20 protein-coding genes and 2 pseudogenes are annotated in these 20302 nt (G+C 38.6%); 4 read left to right on the plus strand and 18 right to left on the minus strand.

Going from position 1 to position 20302, the window contains the following annotated elements:
* The 17 genes and pseudogenes from Q0E71_RS03475 to arcA form a co-directional block, all read right to left on the minus strand.
* Positions 1 to 1135, minus strand: a pseudogene (locus Q0E71_RS03475) (hypothetical protein); the annotation flags it as partial.
* A gap of 280 nt (positions 1136 to 1415) precedes the next feature.
* A complete protein-coding gene (locus tag Q0E71_RS03480; RefSeq protein ID WP_294796051.1) occupies positions 1416 to 2861 on the minus strand; it encodes a nicotinate phosphoribosyltransferase in 1446 nt (481 codons plus the stop codon).
* Position 2862: 1 nt separating this feature from the next.
* Complete coding sequence (gene fni, locus Q0E71_RS03485; RefSeq protein ID WP_294796053.1) at positions 2863 to 3900, minus strand: type 2 isopentenyl-diphosphate Delta-isomerase; 1038 nt, start codon at positions 3898 to 3900, stop codon at positions 2863 to 2865.
* Positions 3901 to 3908: 8 nt separating this feature from the next.
* The gene (locus Q0E71_RS03490) at positions 3909 to 4664 is read right to left on the minus strand and encodes a glutamate racemase (protein ID WP_294796055.1); all 756 of its coding nucleotides are present in this window, start codon (positions 4662 to 4664) and stop codon (positions 3909 to 3911) included.
* A 1-nt stretch (position 4665) separates the two neighbouring features.
* Positions 4666 to 5247: a recombination mediator RecR gene (recR, locus tag Q0E71_RS03495; RefSeq protein ID WP_294796057.1), complete on the minus strand. Its 582-nt coding sequence runs from the start codon at positions 5245 to 5247 to the stop codon at positions 4666 to 4668.
* A complete protein-coding gene (locus tag Q0E71_RS03500) occupies positions 5247 to 5576 on the minus strand; it encodes a YbaB/EbfC family nucleoid-associated protein (protein ID WP_294796089.1) in 330 nt (109 codons plus the stop codon). Before Q0E71_RS03500 ends, recR begins: the two co-directional genes overlap by 1 nt.
* A gap of 6 nt (positions 5577 to 5582) precedes the next feature.
* Positions 5583 to 7475 (minus strand): DNA polymerase III subunit gamma/tau, encoded by a 1893-nt coding sequence (gene dnaX, locus Q0E71_RS03505; RefSeq protein ID WP_294796059.1) that lies wholly within the window; start codon positions 7473 to 7475, stop codon positions 5583 to 5585.
* 145 nt (positions 7476 to 7620) lie between these two features.
* A complete protein-coding gene (locus Q0E71_RS03510) occupies positions 7621 to 8592 on the minus strand; it encodes a stalk domain-containing protein (protein WP_294796061.1) in 972 nt (323 codons plus the stop codon).
* 104 nt (positions 8593 to 8696) lie between these two features.
* Positions 8697 to 9305: a hypothetical protein gene (locus Q0E71_RS03515; protein ID WP_294796063.1), complete on the minus strand. Its 609-nt coding sequence runs from the start codon at positions 9303 to 9305 to the stop codon at positions 8697 to 8699.
* A gap of 21 nt (positions 9306 to 9326) precedes the next feature.
* Positions 9327 to 9554: a type II toxin-antitoxin system RelB/DinJ family antitoxin gene (locus Q0E71_RS03520; protein ID WP_294796065.1), complete on the minus strand. Its 228-nt coding sequence runs from the start codon at positions 9552 to 9554 to the stop codon at positions 9327 to 9329.
* Positions 9555 to 9619: 65 nt separating this feature from the next.
* Positions 9620 to 10375, minus strand: a complete 756-nt coding sequence (locus Q0E71_RS03525) for a hypothetical protein (RefSeq protein ID WP_294796067.1) — start codon at positions 10373 to 10375, stop codon at positions 9620 to 9622.
* Positions 10376 to 10498: 123 nt separating this feature from the next.
* The gene (locus Q0E71_RS03530) at positions 10499 to 11116 is read right to left on the minus strand and encodes a class I SAM-dependent methyltransferase (RefSeq protein WP_294796068.1); all 618 of its coding nucleotides are present in this window, start codon (positions 11114 to 11116) and stop codon (positions 10499 to 10501) included.
* 16 nt (positions 11117 to 11132) lie between these two features.
* On the minus strand, positions 11133 to 12428 hold the full coding sequence (locus Q0E71_RS03535) for an ATP-binding protein (protein ID WP_294796070.1): 1296 nt from the start codon (positions 12426 to 12428) through the stop codon (positions 11133 to 11135).
* Positions 12429 to 12649: 221 nt separating this feature from the next.
* Positions 12650 to 12880 (minus strand): glutaredoxin family protein, encoded by a 231-nt coding sequence (locus tag Q0E71_RS03540; RefSeq protein WP_294796072.1) that lies wholly within the window; start codon positions 12878 to 12880, stop codon positions 12650 to 12652.
* Positions 12881 to 12977: 97 nt separating this feature from the next.
* On the minus strand, positions 12978 to 13880 hold the full coding sequence (arcC, locus tag Q0E71_RS03545) for a carbamate kinase (RefSeq protein ID WP_294796074.1): 903 nt from the start codon (positions 13878 to 13880) through the stop codon (positions 12978 to 12980).
* 1 nt (position 13881) lies between these two features.
* Positions 13882 to 14883: an ornithine carbamoyltransferase gene (argF, locus tag Q0E71_RS03550; protein WP_294796076.1), complete on the minus strand. Its 1002-nt coding sequence runs from the start codon at positions 14881 to 14883 to the stop codon at positions 13882 to 13884.
* A 36-nt stretch (positions 14884 to 14919) separates the two neighbouring features.
* On the minus strand, positions 14920 to 16143 hold the full coding sequence (gene arcA / locus Q0E71_RS03555; RefSeq protein WP_294796078.1) for an arginine deiminase: 1224 nt from the start codon (positions 16141 to 16143) through the stop codon (positions 14920 to 14922).
* Between the two features lie 314 nt (positions 16144 to 16457).
* Here arcA and Q0E71_RS03560 point away from each other — a divergent pair, with 314 nt between their 5' ends.
* From Q0E71_RS03560 to Q0E71_RS03575, 4 genes are read left to right on the plus strand one after another with little or no spacing between them, the layout of a single operon-like run.
* On the plus strand, positions 16458 to 17588 hold the full coding sequence (locus tag Q0E71_RS03560) for a TlpA disulfide reductase family protein (RefSeq protein ID WP_294796080.1): 1131 nt from the start codon (positions 16458 to 16460) through the stop codon (positions 17586 to 17588).
* Between the two features lies 1 nt (position 17589).
* Positions 17590 to 17730, plus strand: a complete 141-nt coding sequence (locus Q0E71_RS03565) for a CD1871A family CXXC motif-containing protein (RefSeq protein WP_249242493.1) — start codon at positions 17590 to 17592, stop codon at positions 17728 to 17730.
* Positions 17731 to 17734: 4 nt separating this feature from the next.
* A complete protein-coding gene (locus Q0E71_RS03570) occupies positions 17735 to 18625 on the plus strand; it encodes a 4Fe-4S binding protein (RefSeq protein ID WP_294796085.1) in 891 nt (296 codons plus the stop codon).
* A gap of 57 nt (positions 18626 to 18682) precedes the next feature.
* Complete coding sequence (locus Q0E71_RS03575; protein WP_294796087.1) at positions 18683 to 19144, plus strand: MarR family winged helix-turn-helix transcriptional regulator; 462 nt, start codon at positions 18683 to 18685, stop codon at positions 19142 to 19144.
* A gap of 430 nt (positions 19145 to 19574) precedes the next feature.
* On the opposite strand, the pseudogene Q0E71_RS03580 reads toward Q0E71_RS03575, so the two are convergent.
* Positions 19575 to 20302, minus strand: a pseudogene (locus Q0E71_RS03580) (ribonucleoside-diphosphate reductase, adenosylcobalamin-dependent); the annotation flags it as partial.

Raw genomic sequence — 20302 nt, forward strand, 5'->3', positions numbered from 1 at the left:
TATCATCTCTATCGTTTCTCTTATATTTATTATTTTCCTTATCTTTTTTCTCTGGAATTTCTTCTTTTTCCTTCATCTCTGGTTTTTTCTTATCTTTATTATTCTCTTTACTATTATCTTTTTCTTTATCTTCTGGCTTTGTATTATCTTTGTTGTTTTCTTCTGCTTTTTTGTCTTCTTTCACTATTAGCTTTTGATTGTCTAGTGTTAATTCTGTATCGTCTGTGAATTTTAATTTGATCTTGCCAGTTTTTTCGCCAGCTGTCTTTGTATCTCTATTTGACTCGTCTGTAACTGTAGCTTCATCTATATGTCCTTGGTAGCCTTGTTCATTTTTGTATGCGTCTTTGATTTTAACGCCGTCTTTCCAATTAACATTGTCGTTCTTATTAACTGTGATGTCTTTTGCTTCGATTTTATCTTTTATCTCGTTAACTATGGCGTTTCTAAATGGTATTCTTAGCCAGATGAAGGCTTCTTTATCGTCACATGCGCCTTTGCTGATTCTTATGCCTGACTCTTTTGTATGCATGTCAGCTAGTTTTGTATTTTCATTTAGCTTAAGTGATCTTTTAATGCCTTCGATGATCATCTCGCTGATGGCGTTCTTATAATCTGCTTCTGGTGTTCCTGTAAGTGTATTTACTAGATCAATATCTTTTTCCTCGTTTATTCTCATCTTATCTACTTTTTTATCTAAAAGTAAGTCGCCTATAGCTCCTGCTACGCTCTTCATGTCTATATCTTCAAAACTCTTATCTTTATCTAGTATTGTAAATGACAATTGATAGTGTGCCACATACTTATTTGGGTCTTGGTTTTCTTTTATGTCTTTGACTTTACTTATTCTAAGCATGTAGTCTTTATTCTTGGTATTGATGCTATCAAGCTTTTTATCGAATGCTTCTTCAAGCTCTTTTACCGCTTCGTCATGTGTTTTGCAGCTAGAAACTGTTTCTTCTTTTACTTCTGCTGTTACTTCTTCTTTTACTGCTTCTTCTGAAGCGACAACTGTTTCAGCGTTTTTCGCATCTGTCATGTCGGCTTCAACGCTCTCTGCCTTGATATACTCGAATTGTGATAGTGCAAAGGCAATGATAAATGCTAGTGAAATAATTCTTTTTAATTTGTTCATTTTAAAACTCCTCTCTTAAGCCTTAATTTGTCGGCTTGTGTATTAAATAATGCATAAGCGCCCATAAATCTAAGGCCTAGCGCCGCCTTATATATTACTTGCGATTGCGAAATAATTATAACATTTTCGGAGTTCGAAATTATTTACAAAATATATACAATTTTCTGATTATGTTTATAGTAATGGCAGCGCCATGATTATAGTAATGGCAATGCCATTGCCATAGTCACAGCGTGAAGCATAAAAAAGCTCTCTGAGTTTATCTCAAAGAGCTATCGCTTTAATGTTTTTTATTAAGCATATCGTTTTTGATTGTCCAAAGCTTTTTGCTTAGGTCGACGTAGTACTCGTGTGGATTTTCGAGTCTCTTCACTTCATCCCAAAGCTTATCGACTTCTTCTAGTGAATACTTTTGCACTTCGTCGATTGTCTTCTTATTATATACTAATTTGCCTTTGTCGAAGATTTTCTTTAGTAGTGGCTTGGCTGTATAGTTTGTAAGTGTTTTCTTCTTCCATGTGTACAATGGATGGAAGATCTCGATATCTTTTGTGAAGTCGATCTCTTCATCATGTGTTGTAACGAGGTCGGCAAGTGCCTTTCCTGTTTCGTTGTCATATAATCTATATAGCTTTTTAAAGCCGGGTGTGGTGATTTTTTCGACGTCGCCACTGATTTTGATCTTGTATATCTCTTTTCCGTCTTTGAATGTGGATACTAATTTGTATACGCCGCCAAAAACTGGTTCGCTTCTTGAAGTGATTAGTCTTTCGCCAACACCAAAGCCATCGATTTGGGCGCCTTGACCAAGTAGGTCCTTGATCACGTACTCATCTAGTGAGTTTGAGACCATGATCTTAACGTCTGGGTAACCTGCTTCGTCGAGCATCTTTCTTGCTTTTTTCGATAGATAAGCAAGGTCGCCTGAGTCTATCCTGATACCGACGCCTTCATGACCATTTGCCCGAAGCTCGTCAAAAACTTTTATCGCGTTTGGTATGCCTTCTTCGAGTGTATTGTATGTGTCAACGAGTAAAACGCAGGAGTCTGGATAAACTTTCGCGTAGGCTCTAAAGGCTTCTAGCTCTGTATCGAACATTTGTACCCATGAGTGAGCCATGGTGCCTGTGGCTGGAACGCCGAAGAACTTGTCTGTGATAGTGTTTGCTGTGGCTTTCGCGCCGCCGATGTAGGCTGCTCTTGCGCCAAGTATCGCCGCTTCGCTCGCTTGGGCGCGTCTCGAGCCAAATTCTGAGATGGCTCTGCCCTTAGCGACTCTAACGATCCTGCTTGCCTTTGTCGCTATCAAGGATTGGTAGTTTATCGTAAGAAGTATCATTGTCTCCATGATTTGCGCTTCTTTAACTGGTCCCTTGACCACAATGATGGGTTCCTTTGGAAAGACTGGTGTTCCCTCTTCTACGGCCCATACATCGCAGGTGAATTTGAAATTTCTTAAGAAGTCCAAAAATTCTTCTGAAAATATTTTTTTGCTCTTAAAATAATCTATATCATCTTCTGTAAAATTTAGATTTTCTATATATTCGATGACTTGCTCAAGTCCTGCGGCGATGGCGAAGCCACCATTGTCAGGGACTTTTCTAAAGAACATATCGAAGACTGCCTCTGTATCCGCAACGCCATTGGCAATGTAGCCGTTGGCCATGGTGAACTCGTAGTAGTCCGCAAGCATCGATAGGTTTATGCTTTTATTATCTTTATCCATCTTAATCCTCCCAAAGATCTTTTAATCTGCCCTCTAATTTGTATTTCACATGCTTTAGCTCGCCTGTATTGCGTGAAGATGTGATGAGCATGAGCTTTCTGAGCTTATCTGAAAAGCTGTTGATATAGTCCGCGCTCGCCTCGTATGAGCCGTGGTAGACGTATTTTAATAGCTCGCCACCGAGTGCAACGACGTCGGCGCCTATAACGTAGGCTTTGAAGGCGTCCATCGCAGTCCTTATACCGCCTGAGGCGATTAAAGTGAATTTGTACTTCTTCTTGAGCTCTCTCGCATATAGTATAGAGAGTGCTGTTGGCGTGCCAAAGTCAAATATATCCGAGAAATCTTCGGCAGCGTTTGCCATGGACTCGATCCTAGCAAAGTTTGTGCCGCCTGCGCCTGATATGTCGATGTACTTGACACCGAGCTTGGCGAGATCCTCGATATTCCTTTGATTCATGCCGAAACCGCATTCTTTCACTATGACGGGCAGCTTAAAATACTTAAGTGCCGCCTCGATGTTTTTCATGTAGCTAGTGAAATCCCTGTCACCCTCGCCATTGATGAGCTCTTGAAACGCATTTAGATGTATGCAGATGGCGTTGGCATCGATTAAATCAACTGCCTTCTTCATCACATCCAAATTCGCTGTAGCACCGACATTGGCTATAAGGTAGCCGTCTTTGTTGACCTCACGTGCAATGGTGAATGTTTCAGGGAACTTCTTGTCCACAACAGCAATCTTCTCGCTTCCAAGCATCATAGGTATATTAAAGTCACGTGCGAGCCTAGCAAGGATCTCGTTGATCCTAAGCGCCTTTTCGGTGCCGCCAGTCATCGCGTTTATGTAAAAAGGACGAGAAAAGTTTCTGTTGAAGAATTTCTTTTCAAGTCGTACCTCGTCTATGGAAAGCTCAGGAAGAGAGTTGTTATCGATGAAGACATCTGAAAGAAGCGTGTCAGTCCCGCCATCTTCCACTCTTAGGAAGTTTGTGATGTGCAGGTCCTTGATCCTTTCTTTGTAATCAATCTTTTTCATAGTTCCTCCTAGATTTCTATATAATCTTCTATATTAAGTTTTTTATCTATATCAAGAGTCCTTAGACTATGGATATAGGTGTCTTTGCCCTTAGTCGTGTATATGTTGAAGTCCCCAGCTTTAAGTCCACTCGCGTCAAAGCTATGGGCAAGGAGCTTCGCAGGCATGATAAAATCAACTTCGGGCATCAGCTCTTTGAAGATGGCATCGATGAACTCGTAGTGAGTGCAGCCCAAGATAAGCGTCTTGTAGCCGCCGTCATCAATTTGCCTCTTGTAGTCAAGGAGCTCTTCTTCGATGATGTCCCTATTCTCGTCGAAGTCCTCGATAAGTGCCGCAAGCGATGCGCTCGCCATCTCTAGTAAATCATCTGTGCCAATGGCCTTGAGCCTATTGTAATACTCTTTCGAAGCGATGGTGAACTTCGTCGCAAGTATCGCCGCCTTATCAAGCGCAAGTCTATTGACCTCGTCAATAGTTGGCGTAACTATATTATAGAGCTTAATCTTGTGTGTGTAGCCGGTATTAAGTATCGCGCTACTCATGGTATTACAAGCGACAAGGCAGTCGGTAACGCCCTTTTCGTATAAGAAGTCCAAAATATGCTCCATACAAGAAAGGATCTCGTCACGACTCATATTGCCATAAGGTACCCTGATATTGTCCCCGAAGTAATTTATTTCGATCTCATTATTAAGCTTAAGGAGCTCACGAACAACGGATAAGCCCCCTATGCCTGAATCAATAACTGCTAATTTCTTCATATTACATGTCGACACGATGGTCGATCGCCTTTCTGATAGTTTCTGCATCGTAGTAGCTTAGGTCGGCGCCCATCGGCACGCCGGTACCTATCCTAGTCACTTTGACGCTCTTGTCAGGGATGTTCTCCTTGATGTAGTTCGCTGTCGCAGTGCCTTGAACGTCTGGATCAGTCGCAACGATGACTTCCTTCACGCTGCCGTCAAGCCTTTGGAATAGCTCTGCCATGTTTATCTCGTCAGGTCCTATGCCCTCAAGCATGTTGATGGTGCCGCCTAAAACGTGATAAAGACCGTTGTAGCCGCCCTCTTTGTCAAGGCGCATAACATTCTCTTCCTTTTCTACTACTAATATAGTCGAGTGGTCTCTGTCCTCGTCAGAGCAGATGCCGCAGATGTCAGCTTCGCTGTAGTTACAGCAAATCTTGCATCTGTGAATATTTTCAAGAGTCTCCTCGATGTCCCTCGCTAGGCTCATGGCCTTGTCCCTATTATTCAAAAGGTAATAAGCGAACTTTATCGAAGACTTCGAGCCAAATTGCGGAAAAGACTCTAAATTGCTAACTAGCTTATCTAGCCTATCCATTATAGTCCTGGAATACCTAGGCCGCCAGTTAATTTGCCCATCTCAGAGTTCATAAGGTCGTCAGCCTTAGCTATAGCCTCATTTACTGCGACCATGATTAAGTCTTCAAGCATTTCAACGTCGTCTGGATCAACAACTTCTGGATCTATGGTGATGGACTTAATCTCTTTTTTACCAGTGATTTCGACCTTCACCATGCCCTTATCTACTTCTAATATAGTAGCTTCGATCTCTTCTTGCTTCTTTTGCATATTTTCTTGTGCTTTTTTAAGCTGCTTCATCATGTTATTCATGTTGCCGCCCATTTGTGGGAATCCTCTTTTCATAATTACCTCCTACTTAATTATAAGCTTGCCGCCCAAGAACTCTTTAAGGTCCTCTCTGAGTTTGAGAGTCTTTTTCTCTTGGTCGGAGCTTTCAATTTTGATATCGATTATATCATTAAAATATTTGTTAATAGTCTTTAATATGGCGTCCTTGTTCATATTGACAAGGGCTACACTAGTGTCAAGAGCTATGTCGCGAGACTTTTTAAGTACTAGTACACCAGAAACAGTTTTTGAATATTCAAAATCCGTGAATATGGACTTAAGTACTCTCATGTCATCATCTTTCAAGAAGTTTTCGTAAAGCGCCTTGTTCTTTTCGAAGTCCTCTTCGGGTTCTTCGTCTTCATCTAGATCAATGTCTTTCTCTTTTTCAGCGGGGATAATGGTCTTGCCACTCTCGCTGTCAGAGTCACTTTCTTGGGGCTCTGCTATGCCTTGTGAATTTTGCTCATCAAGCGCTTTTGCTTCGTCATTTACTTTTACTTCGTCAAATGGCTTTGCCTCGTTTATATTTTTTGCTTCATCTAGTGATTTTGCTTCGTCAAATGATTTCGCTTTGTCATCTATTTTTGCTTCGTCAAGTGATTTTGCCTTGTCATCTATTTTTGCTTCCTTTTCTTTTTTTGCTTCCTTTGGCTTTTTTACTTCCTCTTCCATTTCTGTGAAGTAAAAGCCTTCATCTTCGTAGTCCACCATGCCCATCTCTATGCTTGCTAAGTCGTCAAAAGAGTCATCTTGATTATCTTGAACTGTTTTTGACGAAGTGGCTCTGCCATTGCCATTATCATGGTCAATCGCAGGCTGCGCTAAATCACTAACTGTGACGCTCCTATCGAAGTTCATCTTCATCACATCGCTGTCAAGGCTCATGACCTTAAGGCCCGCCATCTCAACGAAAATGCGCTTTTCCTTGACAAACTTCATCCTCTCAAGGTAATCCATGTAGATGTCGATCGCGTTTATGATGTCCATGAGCTTGATGTCAAAGGTGAAATTGTATTTGCCGAGCTTATTAACTTTATCGTATAAAATCTCTCTAAGTGCCTTAATTATGCCATCTATGATCATCGCTTCGTCCTTGCCATCAAGGAAGAGCTTGTCTAAATTGGCGTAATACTTTTCTAGATTGCGTGTGAATATCGCCTCAGCTATGCTAGTAGAGTAGCTCTCATCGAGCAGTCCCAAGGCTTTGAGGACGCTCTCCTTAGTAAGGGTGTCTGAGTAGCTGATGGTGCTCTCAAGCATGGATAAAGCGTCTCTCATCGAGCCAGCGCCTGCACGGGCAACGATTTGAATGGCCTCGTCCTCATATTTTTTGCCAATAGTATCAAGAACATGCATTAAATTTTTTGCGATGAGATCCTCGTCTATGCGCTTAAAATCGAAGCGCTGAACACGTGAGATGATAGTCTTAGGTATCCTCTCTGGCTCTGTCGTCGCAAGTATGAATATCAGATGCTTTGGCGGCTCCTCAAGTATTTTAAGAAGCGCATTGAAGGCACCCTTCGATAGCATGTGAACCTCGTCTATGATGTAGACCTTGTATTTTAGCTTAGTTGGTAGATAGATCGCCTTGTCACGAAGCTCGCGGATATTGTCGACTGAGTTGTTTGACGCAGCGTCTAGCTCTATGATGTCGACGGCCTTGCCGCTCATCGCCTCAAGACAGTTCTCGCACTCATTACAAGGCTCGGCCTCGTTTGGATTAAGGCAGTTGATTGCCCTCGCAAAAACCTTTGCAAGAGATGTCTTACCTGTTCCGCGCGTGCCGGTGAATAGGTAGGCGTGAGATAGTCTACTTAGTAGTATTTGGTTTTTAAGTATGGTTGTGATGTGATCTTGACCGATGATCTCGTTAAAAGTCTTTGGTCTAAATCTTCTATATAAAGCTTCGCTCATCTCGTCCCTCCTATAAATACAATTATAGATATTATATCACAAAAATAAAAAAAAATAAAGACGTGAGTCGTCTTTACGAAGTGGCTAGTCCATAATTATGGATGAGGCATGAAAAAGGGCTCTCGTGTGAAAGCCCTTAATAATCTTATTTTATATATTTCTTCAATGCTCTTTCATATTTTTCATAGAAGCCATAAGCGCCAACGCCAATGAAGGTTTCAAGTATATTGCCTTCGCTGTCAAAGATGAAAACTGTTGGAAAGGCTTTGATTTTAAAATTAAAATACTTCTCAGCCGCTTGACTAGGACATAGATTTTGATATTTAGCGTCTGCTTTTTCTAATAAGCTCTTTGCTTTAGCTATATTTTCTTCTCTAGTCTTCTTGTCAAAATCACTTGATGTGCTAGTAAGAGGCTCAATATTTTGAATAACGCCAAGGAAGCCAGCTTTGTCATTATAATCGTTTGCAAGCTTTGTTAAATCGGGCAGTTCTTTTTTGCATTGTGCGTACTCAGTCGACCAAACGTTGACTAAAGTGTATTCGTGCTCAGCTAGTATATCGGCAATATTACGTTTATTGCCATCGAAGTCTTCTAGCTCAAAGTCAAGTAAGCAAGGCATTTTAACTTTATCTGATGTAATTGCTACAGTTTTTGTCTTTGCGTTATAGCTGACGTCAAAACCCATTAGCTTAGCTAAGTCCCTTAGCTCGATGAAATTTGTTTCGATAATGAAGGCAGATTTAAGTTTTTTCTCTTTGCCATCGATAAGGACGTCCATATTTCTCATAGTCGCCCAAAGCTCTTTTTGAGATGAATAAGTCTTGATATTTGATAAATCTTCATAAGGCTTATTCGTTTCGATACTAACAAGATGCTTGTCGTTGTCGTAGTCAACATAGAATTGTGCCTTTGTTCCTCTAAGCGCAGCAGCTGCATCACGAAGCTTTAAATAATTTTTTCCTTTTATAATATAAGCTCTTATATCAACTGCCTCGCCGTTAACTGTAAAGTTTTGAGTGCTTTCAATAGCTTTTTCTTCACTCGCAGCCATTGACATAGGCATAAATGTCACTAGCATAAGAACTACTAATAATAATGAAATTTTCTTCTTCATTTTTCCTCCTTGTTTTACCATGATAATAAAGTATATAGCTCATAAATATATTATATCACTTAGAAAATATTTTGCAAGAGAAAAGGGCTCTCATGTGAAAGCCCTTAATAGTTATTTAAATTGTATTTGTAATTATATGGTCCATACCTTTGATGAATTTCAATCTTAAACACGGCTCCGTCCCACTCTGTTTCACAAGCATCACTGGCCATTACATAACCTTGATCGTTTGTGTAGAAATCGTCCTTAATCTTGCGAAGGAAAAATATGTTCTCTCTTTTATACATATCAAGCGTCGTGCTAAATAAAAAGTTATATTCGCTTATAACGGCTGTATTTTTGCCATCGTCCGAAGTAAATTCGTAGTATTCATTGGCGCCAAAACCAATAAAAAGGCCTACAGATGATGTGAATAAAACTACTATAGCGATTAATAACGCAATTATTACTTTCACAAATAGTTTTTTATTTGTATTCATAATGAGTGATAGAGCGTAAATTATCCATATTGCAGCTAACAAGGTAAGCCCGAAGCAAAGCCCTGGAAATGTTATGTGTATAAACACTAGATTCACTGAAAAAATTAGTCCAGTAAGCTTAGTTATTAGATAGATAAGTCCAGTGATTACTGTATATATCAGGCTTAGCAGTAAATTTCTTCGTATAACCCTGTCACTCAATTGCTCCTTAAAAATGTTTTTTATACTGGCCATCTTAGTCTACACTTACGTATATCACTTTGAAAGCTTCCTAAAGGCTTCATCATACTCATTCATAATGTCTTCACTTATCTTTTCTGTGTTATTTAGCTTTAAATTTAGTGGCAAAGCATTCTCTCTAATTGATTGCTTTACAAACATGTTTATAGCTGTTGACACATTTAAACCTAGTTCATCAACTAAGTTCAAAAATTTTTCTTTATCGTTCTTATCCATTGATATTGTTAAATTACTTTTTGACATATAATCACTTCCTCATGTATATTATACATCTATTACACATGAAATTCAAGTGTAAATCATATTTCTTACTCTAAAACTTCTACCTCATATGCTGTATCGATTGTAATTAATGCGCTTGATGTTAGCTCTGTGTTGTGAGCTGTGCCGTCGAAGTAGACTGTGACTTTTTTGCCCACAATTTTCTTAGGGTCAATAGGCTCTCCATCTTTTTGGACAACTACAAAATCAAGCTTTACTAAGAATGGATTTGGATATTCGGTATTTTCACCGAAGATATATTTAAACTCTTCTGGCACGTCAATATCTTTTATTCTAAGCATAGTAGCGTCCTTTGTAGTCTCGTCACAAGCAACCTCCTCTACAATTCCTGTGAAATTTGCGACGTACTTTTTAGTCTCGCTCCAATTGTCGTCTGTCGAGAACAATAGATATTTTCCTTCATAATAAATAGTTAAGAAGCCCTCATCAGCGTATTGGTACTCGCACTTATCAAAGTTTGACTCTCCGTCATTCTTTGGAAACTCATTTGTAGGAACGACTTTTTCAATCTTGCCGTCCATGGTGCCGCAAGTGACTAAATTATTTAGAAAGCCAGTATCTTTATATAATTTCCCGTCCACCATAACAGCTGATAATAAAGGTCCTTCATAAGTATGATCAAGCTCGTCGATTTTGTTTGCTTCATTTGTTTCGTTTGTCTCGTTTGCTTCGCTTTTTTCGTTTGCTTCGCTTTTATCATTTGGCGCCTCATTTGGCTTTTGACACGCAAAGGCACTTAGTACCATTGTGAGTGTCATTAATATAAGTAAAAACTTTTTCATAGTATCACTTCCTTGTCTATAGTATAGCACAATAAAGCACGCCGCGCATGGATTTTCAATTATTGTAACTATTTTGTAAGAAATAAAAGGGCCCATAGCACTGCAATGGACCAAATATAAAAACTATTTTTCTAAAATCAAAACGCCTGAGCAAAAACTTATTTTTTCGAAAATTGCCTTTGGGAAGTCTTTTTTGATACTCTCATAAACAATGTAGTGCTCGTCGTCATCCCAATAGTCTTTTGACTCTTCCTTACAAGCCTTTAATGAAGCTTTGTCTAAAAAGCTAACATCGCCAATGAAAATTTTGCCGCCATCGTTTAATAAACTAAGTAAAGACATTAAAAAATCATTTTTCTCAGCATCAATTATGTGATGAATTGAATATGTCGCGAGTATCGCATCGTATTTTTCATTTAAGATATTCTTGTCTATGGCTTTTGCGAAGTCGCCTTCATATAATTTTGCCCTAGGCATTTTTTTCTTCGCTATATCAAGCATATTCTTTGAAAAATCTTGGCCATGTATCTCAATGCCATCGTCATAAAGTTTTTTCGAGAGTATCGCCGTGCCAAAACCTATGTCAAGAACTTTCTTTGCCTTCATTTTTCTTACGGCGTCGTAGATGTAGGCAAGAACGTCCTTATATCCAGCGAAGGGATATGTATCTTCACTCTCAGAGATTTCAACAGTTTTGTCGTAATCCTCCGCCCATAAATCAAAACCAAATTTATCTAGCATATTTCCTCCTTAGTAATTATAAATCTATCGCCTTATCATCTAGTAAAAAATCTTCTAAGCCTAGATACAAAATTCCGCTTTCATCGCGTCTTGGCACTATATTATCTTTAAGAACAACTATCTTCTTAAAAGAATCATCTATCTTTTTTAATGAATTAGTCTCTTGCTCTCTCTTTGCCTCGCTGTCAACGTTAAGCGCGGACTGTATATAATAACGCTTGCTGCCTTTATTAACAACAAAATCAACCTCTAGCTGAACTTTTTGCCTCTTGCCGTCAAGAAGCTTTTCTGTTTCAACTACGCCAACATCGACATTGTAGTCTCTTCTCTTGAGGTCGTTATAAATTATGTTCTCCATAATATGATTTGTCTCGATTTGTCTAAATTTTAAAAGTGCATTTCTTAAGCCAATATCTGAGAAATAATATTTATTCGGCGTTGAAAAATATCTTCCGCCCTTGACGTCATACCTTTCTGCTTCTGATATAATGTAGGCTTCTTCAAAATATTTTAGATACTTGGCAATGGTTGTCGACGAAATATTTATATGTTTTTCTGAAGCAAATCTATTGGCAAGTTTATATGGATTTGTGAGTGAACCTATGGACGAAGCGAGAAATTTTAATAAGGTCTCAAGAATTTCATCCGCACTTTGTATTACATTTCTCTCAAGTATATCCTTTATATATGTTTGTGAATATAAATTTTTAAGGTAAGTACTCTTTTCTTCGTCTGTTTCTAAAGCAAAGATACGAGGCATGCCGCCATATACAAGGTAAGTCTCTAAGGCAGCACTTGGACTGTCATATAAAGGAGCGATTTCTTGAAATGAAAGTGGCTCTACATGTATTTCGTCTGCTCTGTCACGAAATTGAGTTAAAATGTCCTTAGAAAGCATCTTTGAATTGCTGCCAGTTACGTAAATATCAAGATTGTCTTCCTTGATTAAGCCAAGCAAAACATCGACGAAGCTGACTGTCTTTTCCTTGCTCTCTAGATATGGATTTGCCACCATCTCAGAGAATTGCACTTCGTCTATAAAGATGTAATAGTGCTTTGACTTGTCACTAGTCATTTCTTTTATAAAATCATTGAGCCTAAAAGGGTTTCTGTACTTGATATTATTTATGTCATCTAGAGCGATGGCAATGATCTCGTCATCTTTAACACCATTTTCTAAGAGATAGTTTTTGTACAAATTAAAGAGCAAAAATGATTTACCGCAGCGCCTAATACCTGTTATGATTTTAACTCTGCCACTGTTTTGCTTCTTAATAAGCTTATTTAAGTAGTAATCTCTTTTGATTATCATAATATCAGCTCCTAACTCGAAGAATTTCGGTGTGTTTCCACCTTTTTTCTTCGTCTTTAATTATATATTAGCACAGATGAAGTCTAAAGTCAATATAATCACGAAGAATTTCGGTGGGTTTCCACCTTTTTTCTTCGTGCCAATTATTTACGCAGTGGCCCATCCATTCCACAGGCATAAAAAAAGTATGCACCAAAAAGGTACATACTTTAGTAAATATCTTAGTCTTCTAATGCTGCATCTATCTTAGCTTTATCGAAGCCAAGTATTTGTTCATCGCCAATAATGATAACTGGTACGCCTGTGAAGCCCATCTTCATCATTTCCATCCTAGCGTCTTTGTCTTCTGAAATGTTCTTTTCTGTGTACTTTAATCCTTTACCGTCTAGGTAGTCCTTAGCCATGTGGCAGAATGAACATGTAGTGCTTGTATAAATTGTAATGTCTTTCATTAATATCCCTCCTAAATTTTGTCATTAGATATATACCCATGGCTAAGTTTTTTAAAACAAAAAGAGCAGAAATTAATCTGCTCTTGATATATTTCTACTATTTAGAAATTATAGTTCCAGTCTTTCCTTCGATACCGTCGCCTGCTTTTTCAAGTGATGTGATTAAGCTTACTCTACCAGGTTTTGACTCTGCAAACATGATTGCTGCTTCAACTTTTGGAAGCATGGATCCTTTTGCGAAGTGTCCTTCTTCTGAGTACTTTTTCATCTCATCTACTGTCACTTTGCTAAGCTCTTCTTGGTTTTCTTTACCGAAGTTTATGGCAACTTTTTCTACTGCTGTTAATATGATTAATTGATCTGCATCAACTATCTCAGCTAGTTTTTCTGAAGCGAAGTCTTTATCGATAACTGCTGCTACTCCTTCGTAGCCGTCGCCGTCTGCGATAACTGGGATTCCGCCGCCGCCAACTGTGATTACAACGTCTCCTGCTTCGATAAGGTGACTGATTAGATCCTTTTCTACTACGTCGATAGGCTTTGGTGAAGCTATAACTTTTCTGTAGCCTCTACCTGCGTCTTCAACGTATGTGTCGCCTGTTGCGGCCATAAGCTTTTCTGCTTCTTCTTTTGTATAGAATAGGCCGATAGGCTTAGTAGGGTTTTGGAATGCTTTGTCATCTTTATCTACTAAAACTTGTGTGATAACTGTAGCTACGTTTTTCTTGATGCCTCTTCTCTTTAGTTCTGCCTTGATGGCATTTTGTAAGTGGTATCCAATGTAGCCTTGGCTCATTGCGCCGCACTCTGCAAATGGCATATCGCCTTTGAATGCGTTGTTGATAAGGCCTACTTGAGGGCCATTGCCATGAGCGATGGTAACGTCGTTACCTTGTTCGATTAAGTCGACGATTGGTTTTGCTGTCTTCTTAACTAATTCTTTTTGTTCTGCACAAGTTTTTCCTAGAGCGTTGCCTCCTAATGCAACTACTACCTTCATTCTATAGTTTTCCTATAGTGGCAACGATAACTGCCTTTATAGTGTGCATTCTGTTTTCAGCTTCGTCAAATACTCTTGAGTACTTGCTTCTGAATACTTCGTCAGTAACTTCCATTTCTTTTAAGCCGTATTTTTCACCAATTTCTGCACCGATCTTAGTGTTAAGGTCGTGGAAGCTTGGTAGGCAGTGTAAGAATATAACATGTTCGTTGCCTGTAGCTTTGATCATGTCCATATTTACTTGATATGGTTTAAGAAGTTTGATTCTTTCTTCGAATTTATCTTCTTCGCCCATTGATACCCAAACGTCTGTGTAGATAACGTCTGCGCCTTTAACTGCTTTTTTAACGTCTTCTTCGAATTCGATAGTTGCGCCTGTTTCTTTGGAAACTTCTTCCATTTCCTTAACAAGGTCTTTTGATGGCCATAGTTCCTTTGGAGCTAGGGCAACGAAGTGCATACCCATCTTAGCAGCGCCTATCATTAGGGAGTTACCCATGTTGTTTCTAGCGTCGCCTACGTAAACGAATTTGATTTCGTTAAATGGCTTTGGTACGTATTCTTGTACTGTCATGAAGTCTGCTAGTATTTGTGTTGGGTGATAAAGGTCTGTTAAACCGTTCCAAACTGGTACGCCTGCGTGTTTAGCAAGTGTATCAACTGTTTCTTGTTTAAATCCTCTAAATTCGATACCATCGTAGAATCTGCCTAATACTTTAGCAGTATCTTCGATTGATTCTTTCTTGCCCATTTGTGAGTCTTGTGAGCCTAAGAATGTTACTTGGCCACCTTCGTCCATACAAGCAACTTCAAATGAACATCTAGTTCTTGTACTAGTTTTTTCAAATAATAGTACGATATTTTTTCTTTCTAGCAAATCTCCTTTAATACCTGCTCTCTTCTTAGCTTTTAAGTCGCTAGCAAGGTTTAATAGGTAGTGAATTTCATCTGGTGTAAAGTCTTTTAGTGTAATGAAATTTCTTCCGTGTAAATTAACTGCCATTCTTTAATAACCTCCGTAATTTAGTATTTTATTTATTTATTTAACATCTTCTCTGTAAAGTGGCATAGACATACATCTTGGGCCGCCTCTACCTCTTGAAAGTTCATATGATGGCATTCTGTGTAATTTGATTCCTTCTTTTTCAAGTAAATCGTTAGTTACTACGTTTCTGTCATATACAACAACTTCGCCTGGAGCGATTGCTAATGTGTTTGAACCGTCGTTCCATTGTTCTCTTTGAGCGTCAATTCCTAGTCCGCCACCGCATCTGATTAAATCAACTTTGTCTAAGCCTAGGTAGTGAGCTAAAACTTTGTCTAGTGAGTTCTTTTCTTCAGTGATCTTAACTTTGTCGCCGTCTTTAACCATTGAGTAAACTACTAGAGGTCCTTCAATTTCTGGGTGTATAGTGAATTTGTCTTTGTCGATCATTGTAAATACTGTGTCAAGGTGCATGAAAGCATGTGATTGAGGGATGTTAATTGCAAGAACTGTCTTGAATTCATCAGCTAGCAATACTTTTTCAGCTAATTTTTGTAGCGCTGCTGCTTCAGTTCTTTGAGAGATACCAACTGCTAATACGTCTTTAGTAAGTATAAGTTGGTCTCCACCTTCTGTGTGATACTTTTCTTCTCTGTCATACCATCTAGGTACGTCTACGCCCTTAAACATTTCGTGATGGTTGTAGATGTATTTACCAAATAATGTTTCTCTTCTTCTAACGTTTGACCACATCTTGTTGATGGCAACGCCGTGACCGATATTTGCGAATGGGTCTCTTGTGAAGTAAGCATTTGGCATAGGTACTGTTAAGAAGTATCTTCCGCTGTCAGCAAAGTCTGCAAGTGTTTCTTTGCTTCTCTTAGTAAGCTCAGTCATTCTAGTACCAGCAATCATCTTCATAACTAAATCCTTTTCAGACTTTTGTTGAAGAAGGATGTCTTTCATGATGTATCTTTCATTTGCTGTGTGTAGATCAGCTTCGTCTAAGAATTCTTCGATTAAGCTTTCTTTTAGGTTTTTGTCCTTAATTACATCAGCAACTAAGTCTTCAAGATAATAAACTTCGCAGCCATTTTCTTTTAATAGATTTGCAAAGTAATCATGTTCCTTAAGTGCTTGATCCAAGTAAGGTACTTCGTCAAAAAGTAGTTCTTGCATAGTATCAGGTGATACGTTATTAAGTTCTTCACCAGGTCTATGAAGGATAACTTTTCTAAGTTTACCAATTTCTGAATAAACTCTAACTCCTTTTTCCATAAAATCACTCCTTTTTTATTATTAGCTTACGCTTTTATTTTATCACAATGGATATCGTTTTACAAGAACTATTTACCCAATTCAATATTTAATTAAACTAAACTGATATAGAGATTGTTTATGATAATGGGCTTTACTATAAATATATTTTTCACATTGATATACATATATAATAAGAAAGAAATTTTTTGTAAAGACCATTGTTACTATTTTGTAAATATTATTTAGCTCAATTGACTTGTAAAGAAAAAATTTATATTGTATAATTATTTTGTAATTCGAAGAAATCATTTTTATATTATGGAGGGAAAGAAATGAAAAATCTAAAAAAACTATTTATTTTATTAATGATGACAAGCTTATTCTTATTTAGCTGCAATAAGTCATCAGGAAACGATTACGTTGTTGATCAAAGTGAGCTCAAATCGACTGAGGAAGACATGGACAAAGGCACTATCGCCATCAAGACAAGCGGCGTTAAGTACACTTTAAACCCTGAAGTTTGGGGCAAGCCTTTCGAAAACATCCACGTTTACAACGAACTACTTGAAAAAAGAGACCACGCTGGCGACATCTACGGCGGCGTTAAATCAAGCTTCGCAACTACTGAACAAGCAGATGCATACGCAAAACTACTTATGGATCAAACACTTAGTGAAGACAAAAAGAAAGAAGAGCTTGACAAAGTTATCAACGAATTCTCTAAAATTTGGGCTGTAAATGTTATTGCTGATGACAAGATGCCAAAGGACGACGAAGGCTTAAAGGCTCTAACAGGCTTTGACAATAACGAAAAATTAGCAAGCACTGACGGCTTCAACTACGTTTGGTCATACATGAACAAGGCTGAGGGACTTACAGGCGAAGATCAAGAAATCTATGACAAGCTATACGAAGACCTTGACAATGTTAAAAAATCTATCAAAGTAGCTAAGCCACTTAGCGTTGACGGCGAATCAGGTGCGGCTGCAAAATTCGATTTCGATACAAAAGACATCTATGGCAAAGACTTCTCTGCAAAAGAATACCTAGCAGAACATGAATACACTATCATGAACGTTTGGGGAACATTCTGTGGACCATGTAAAGCTGAAATGCCAGACCTAGCTAAAGTTTATGAAGAATACAAAGACAAAATCGGTTTCTTAGGCGTTGTATCAGACGTATCTCCAGAAGATGACAAGATGAGTGACGCTATGAAGCAAAACCGTGACGATATCATCGCACTAGGAAAGAGAATCATCGAGGACAAAGGCTGCGCTTATCCAAACCTAATCCCAACACAAGAGATGAACGACAAGTTCCTAGCAGCAGTAACAGGCTACCCAACAACATTCGTTCTTGATAAAGAAGGCAATATCGTTGGCTCACCTATCGTTGGTGCACAAAGCTACGAACAATTCAAAGAACTTTGCGAACAATTCGTTCCAAAGGAAATGAAATAAGATGAAGAAGAAAAAAGTCACACAATATGTATTCTTAGCCATGGCCATAGCATTTTTGTTCATAGGCTACAAAAGACTTGACTACTTGACAGTTCTTAAAAAAGCTGCCAACATCTGCTTTGAATGCATAGGACTAGGTTAGAATTATGAAGATAGTTAAAAAATCAAAAAGATGGATGTCGCAAGTACTATTCTTCTTCGCATCCAACCCAATACTGCCAAACTATTTAAAAGGCAAAATATATCAAGGCGACTTGAAGAAGTACTGTGTACCAACACTGAACTGCTACTCATGCCCTGCTGCGCTTGGAGCCTGCCCCATAGGCTCCTTGCAAGCATCCATCGGCTCGCCCGCTCACGCAATAGCTTTTTACGTACTAGGATTTTTATTCTTATTCGGAATACTTTTAGGTAGATTCATCTGCGGCTTCCTTTGCCCATTTGGACTAATTCAAGACCTTTTATATAAGATCAAGACAAAGAAGCTTGTGATAAAACCAAGTATCGCCAAGTACCTAAGCTACATAAAATACGTAGTGCTAGCAGTCTTTGTAATAGGCATGCCACTACTACTAAAGGATGATTATGGATCAAGTAACCCATACTTCTGTAAACTTATCTGCCCACAAGGCATACTAGAAGGAGGACTTCCATTAATCGCTAAAAATGCAGATTTAAGAAGCATGCTAGGAACATTATTTTTCTCAAAATTAACTATACTTATAGTAGTTGTTCTAGTAAGCATATTCTCATACAGAGTCTTCTGCCGCTTTATCTGCCCCTTAGGCGCTATATACGGCCTATTTAACAAGATAAGCTTTTATAACTTCTCCATCGACTCATCATGCATACACTGCAAAAAATGCGAAAAAGTTTGTAAATTTGGCATAAAGACATACGAGAACCCAAATTCGCCAGAGTGCATCAGATGCAACGACTGCGTAAGACATTGCCCAGTAAATGCAATAAAAGTAAACCATCTATTCGGCCAAGTATGCTGCAAATCCTGCGCGAAGAAAGAAAATTTGACAAAGTAGCTACTTTATTATATAATAATATAATAATACTATTGTAAACACTTGAAGGAGGATACGATGGACGAAATTATTCGTGATATAGAACTGTTTTTAAGAAGAGCCGACTTTGCAGTCAGAGTCGAAGGTAGAAAGGTTTTGTCAGAGATATCAGTGACACCACCACAATTCTCAGCACTTCAATTTATAGTCAAAGAAAAAGACAATCCGATCAGCATAGGTGATTTAAGTAGATCCATGGGCCTTGCATTTTCAACCGTAACCGACCTTATCGATAGGATGGAAAAGCTAGGCTTTGTTGAGAGGCGCAAAGACGAACACGACAGAAGAGTTATACGCATCTACCCGCTTGACAAAGGCATAGACGTCTTAGATCAAGTAGTTGCTCACAGAGTTAGCTTCGTTGAGGACGTTATCGACGGCCACTACACAGACGAAGAGAAAGAGCACTTACAAAGAGAGCTGCAAAAGCTGTCCGAGCTGCTTAGAGAGAGCAAGAATAAATTAGAAAAGAAAAATTAATATTTACTTGAAGAGTCATGCGAGAGCGTGGCTCTTTTTTTACATTGAGAATGGTAGGAGAAGCGATTTTACTAAATTGAGTGAATTGAATAGAGAAAGTGATTTTAATAGAGAAAATGATTTTGTTTTAGCAAACGATTTTGTTTGAGAAAGTAATTTTGATTGAGAAAGTGAATTTACTAGCCATAGTGATTTTGCTTATTAAGCAATTTTGCTATGCTTAGTAATTTTAATAAGATAAGAAAAATGATTGTCGTGGCAAGACCATCAGCGTGTCAAAAAAGATTATCGTGGCAAAACGATTATCGTGGCAAGACCATCAGCGTGTCAAAAAAGATTATCGTGGCAAAACGATTATCGTGGCAAGGCCATTATCTTTGCATATAAAAAGATCTCGAAATTAATCGAGATCCTATATACATATATTAAATTAGATTGAGCAAGGACTATAACCACAGTCTTGGCACTCTCTGCAGCCGCCTGAGTGATTCATCTTGCCGCCGCACATTGGGCAAACATCAGGGTTTTCTGCAAGTGCGTTCTTTGCAAGTGCATCGATTTCGCCTTGTAGCTCGTCTATCTTTTCTTTAGTAGATTTTTTATTGTTCGAGATCAATATGCCGGCTCTTTGACAGCCATCTCTATAGATAGTTACGCCCTTAAGGCCCTTTTCCCACGCGAACATGTATAGCTCTTCGACTTGCTCTACTGTAAACTCGTTTGGAACGTTACATGTTGATGATATTGACGCGTCGATAAACTCTTGCCAAGCGGATTGAACAAGTATTCTGTCTTTGTAATCAAGGTCTTTACTTGTTACGATAAAGTCTGGAAGATCCTCTTCGTCTCTGATGCCGTGTGCGTCCATGTACTGACGAACGATCTCTGTATATACTTTGTAGTAAGTGTCTTCGTTGTTTAAGCTTTCTGTCTTTCTTGTGTATGAGATTTGGAATATCGGTTCAACGCCATTGGAGCAGCCAAGTAATGTTGAGATTGAGCCTGTTGGTGCCATAGTGAGTAGCTGTGAGTTTCTTACACCATGTTCCTTAATTAATTCGATTACGTCTGGATCGGCGTTCTTTTGAAGGAATTTTGATGCTAAGAATTCTTTTTCTCTATACATTGGGAATGGTCCGTCTTTTTTCGCAAGCATAG

This window comes from uncultured Fenollaria sp. (genome assembly GCF_934202865.1).
GTDB lineage: Bacteria > Bacillota > Clostridia > Tissierellales > Peptoniphilaceae > Fenollaria.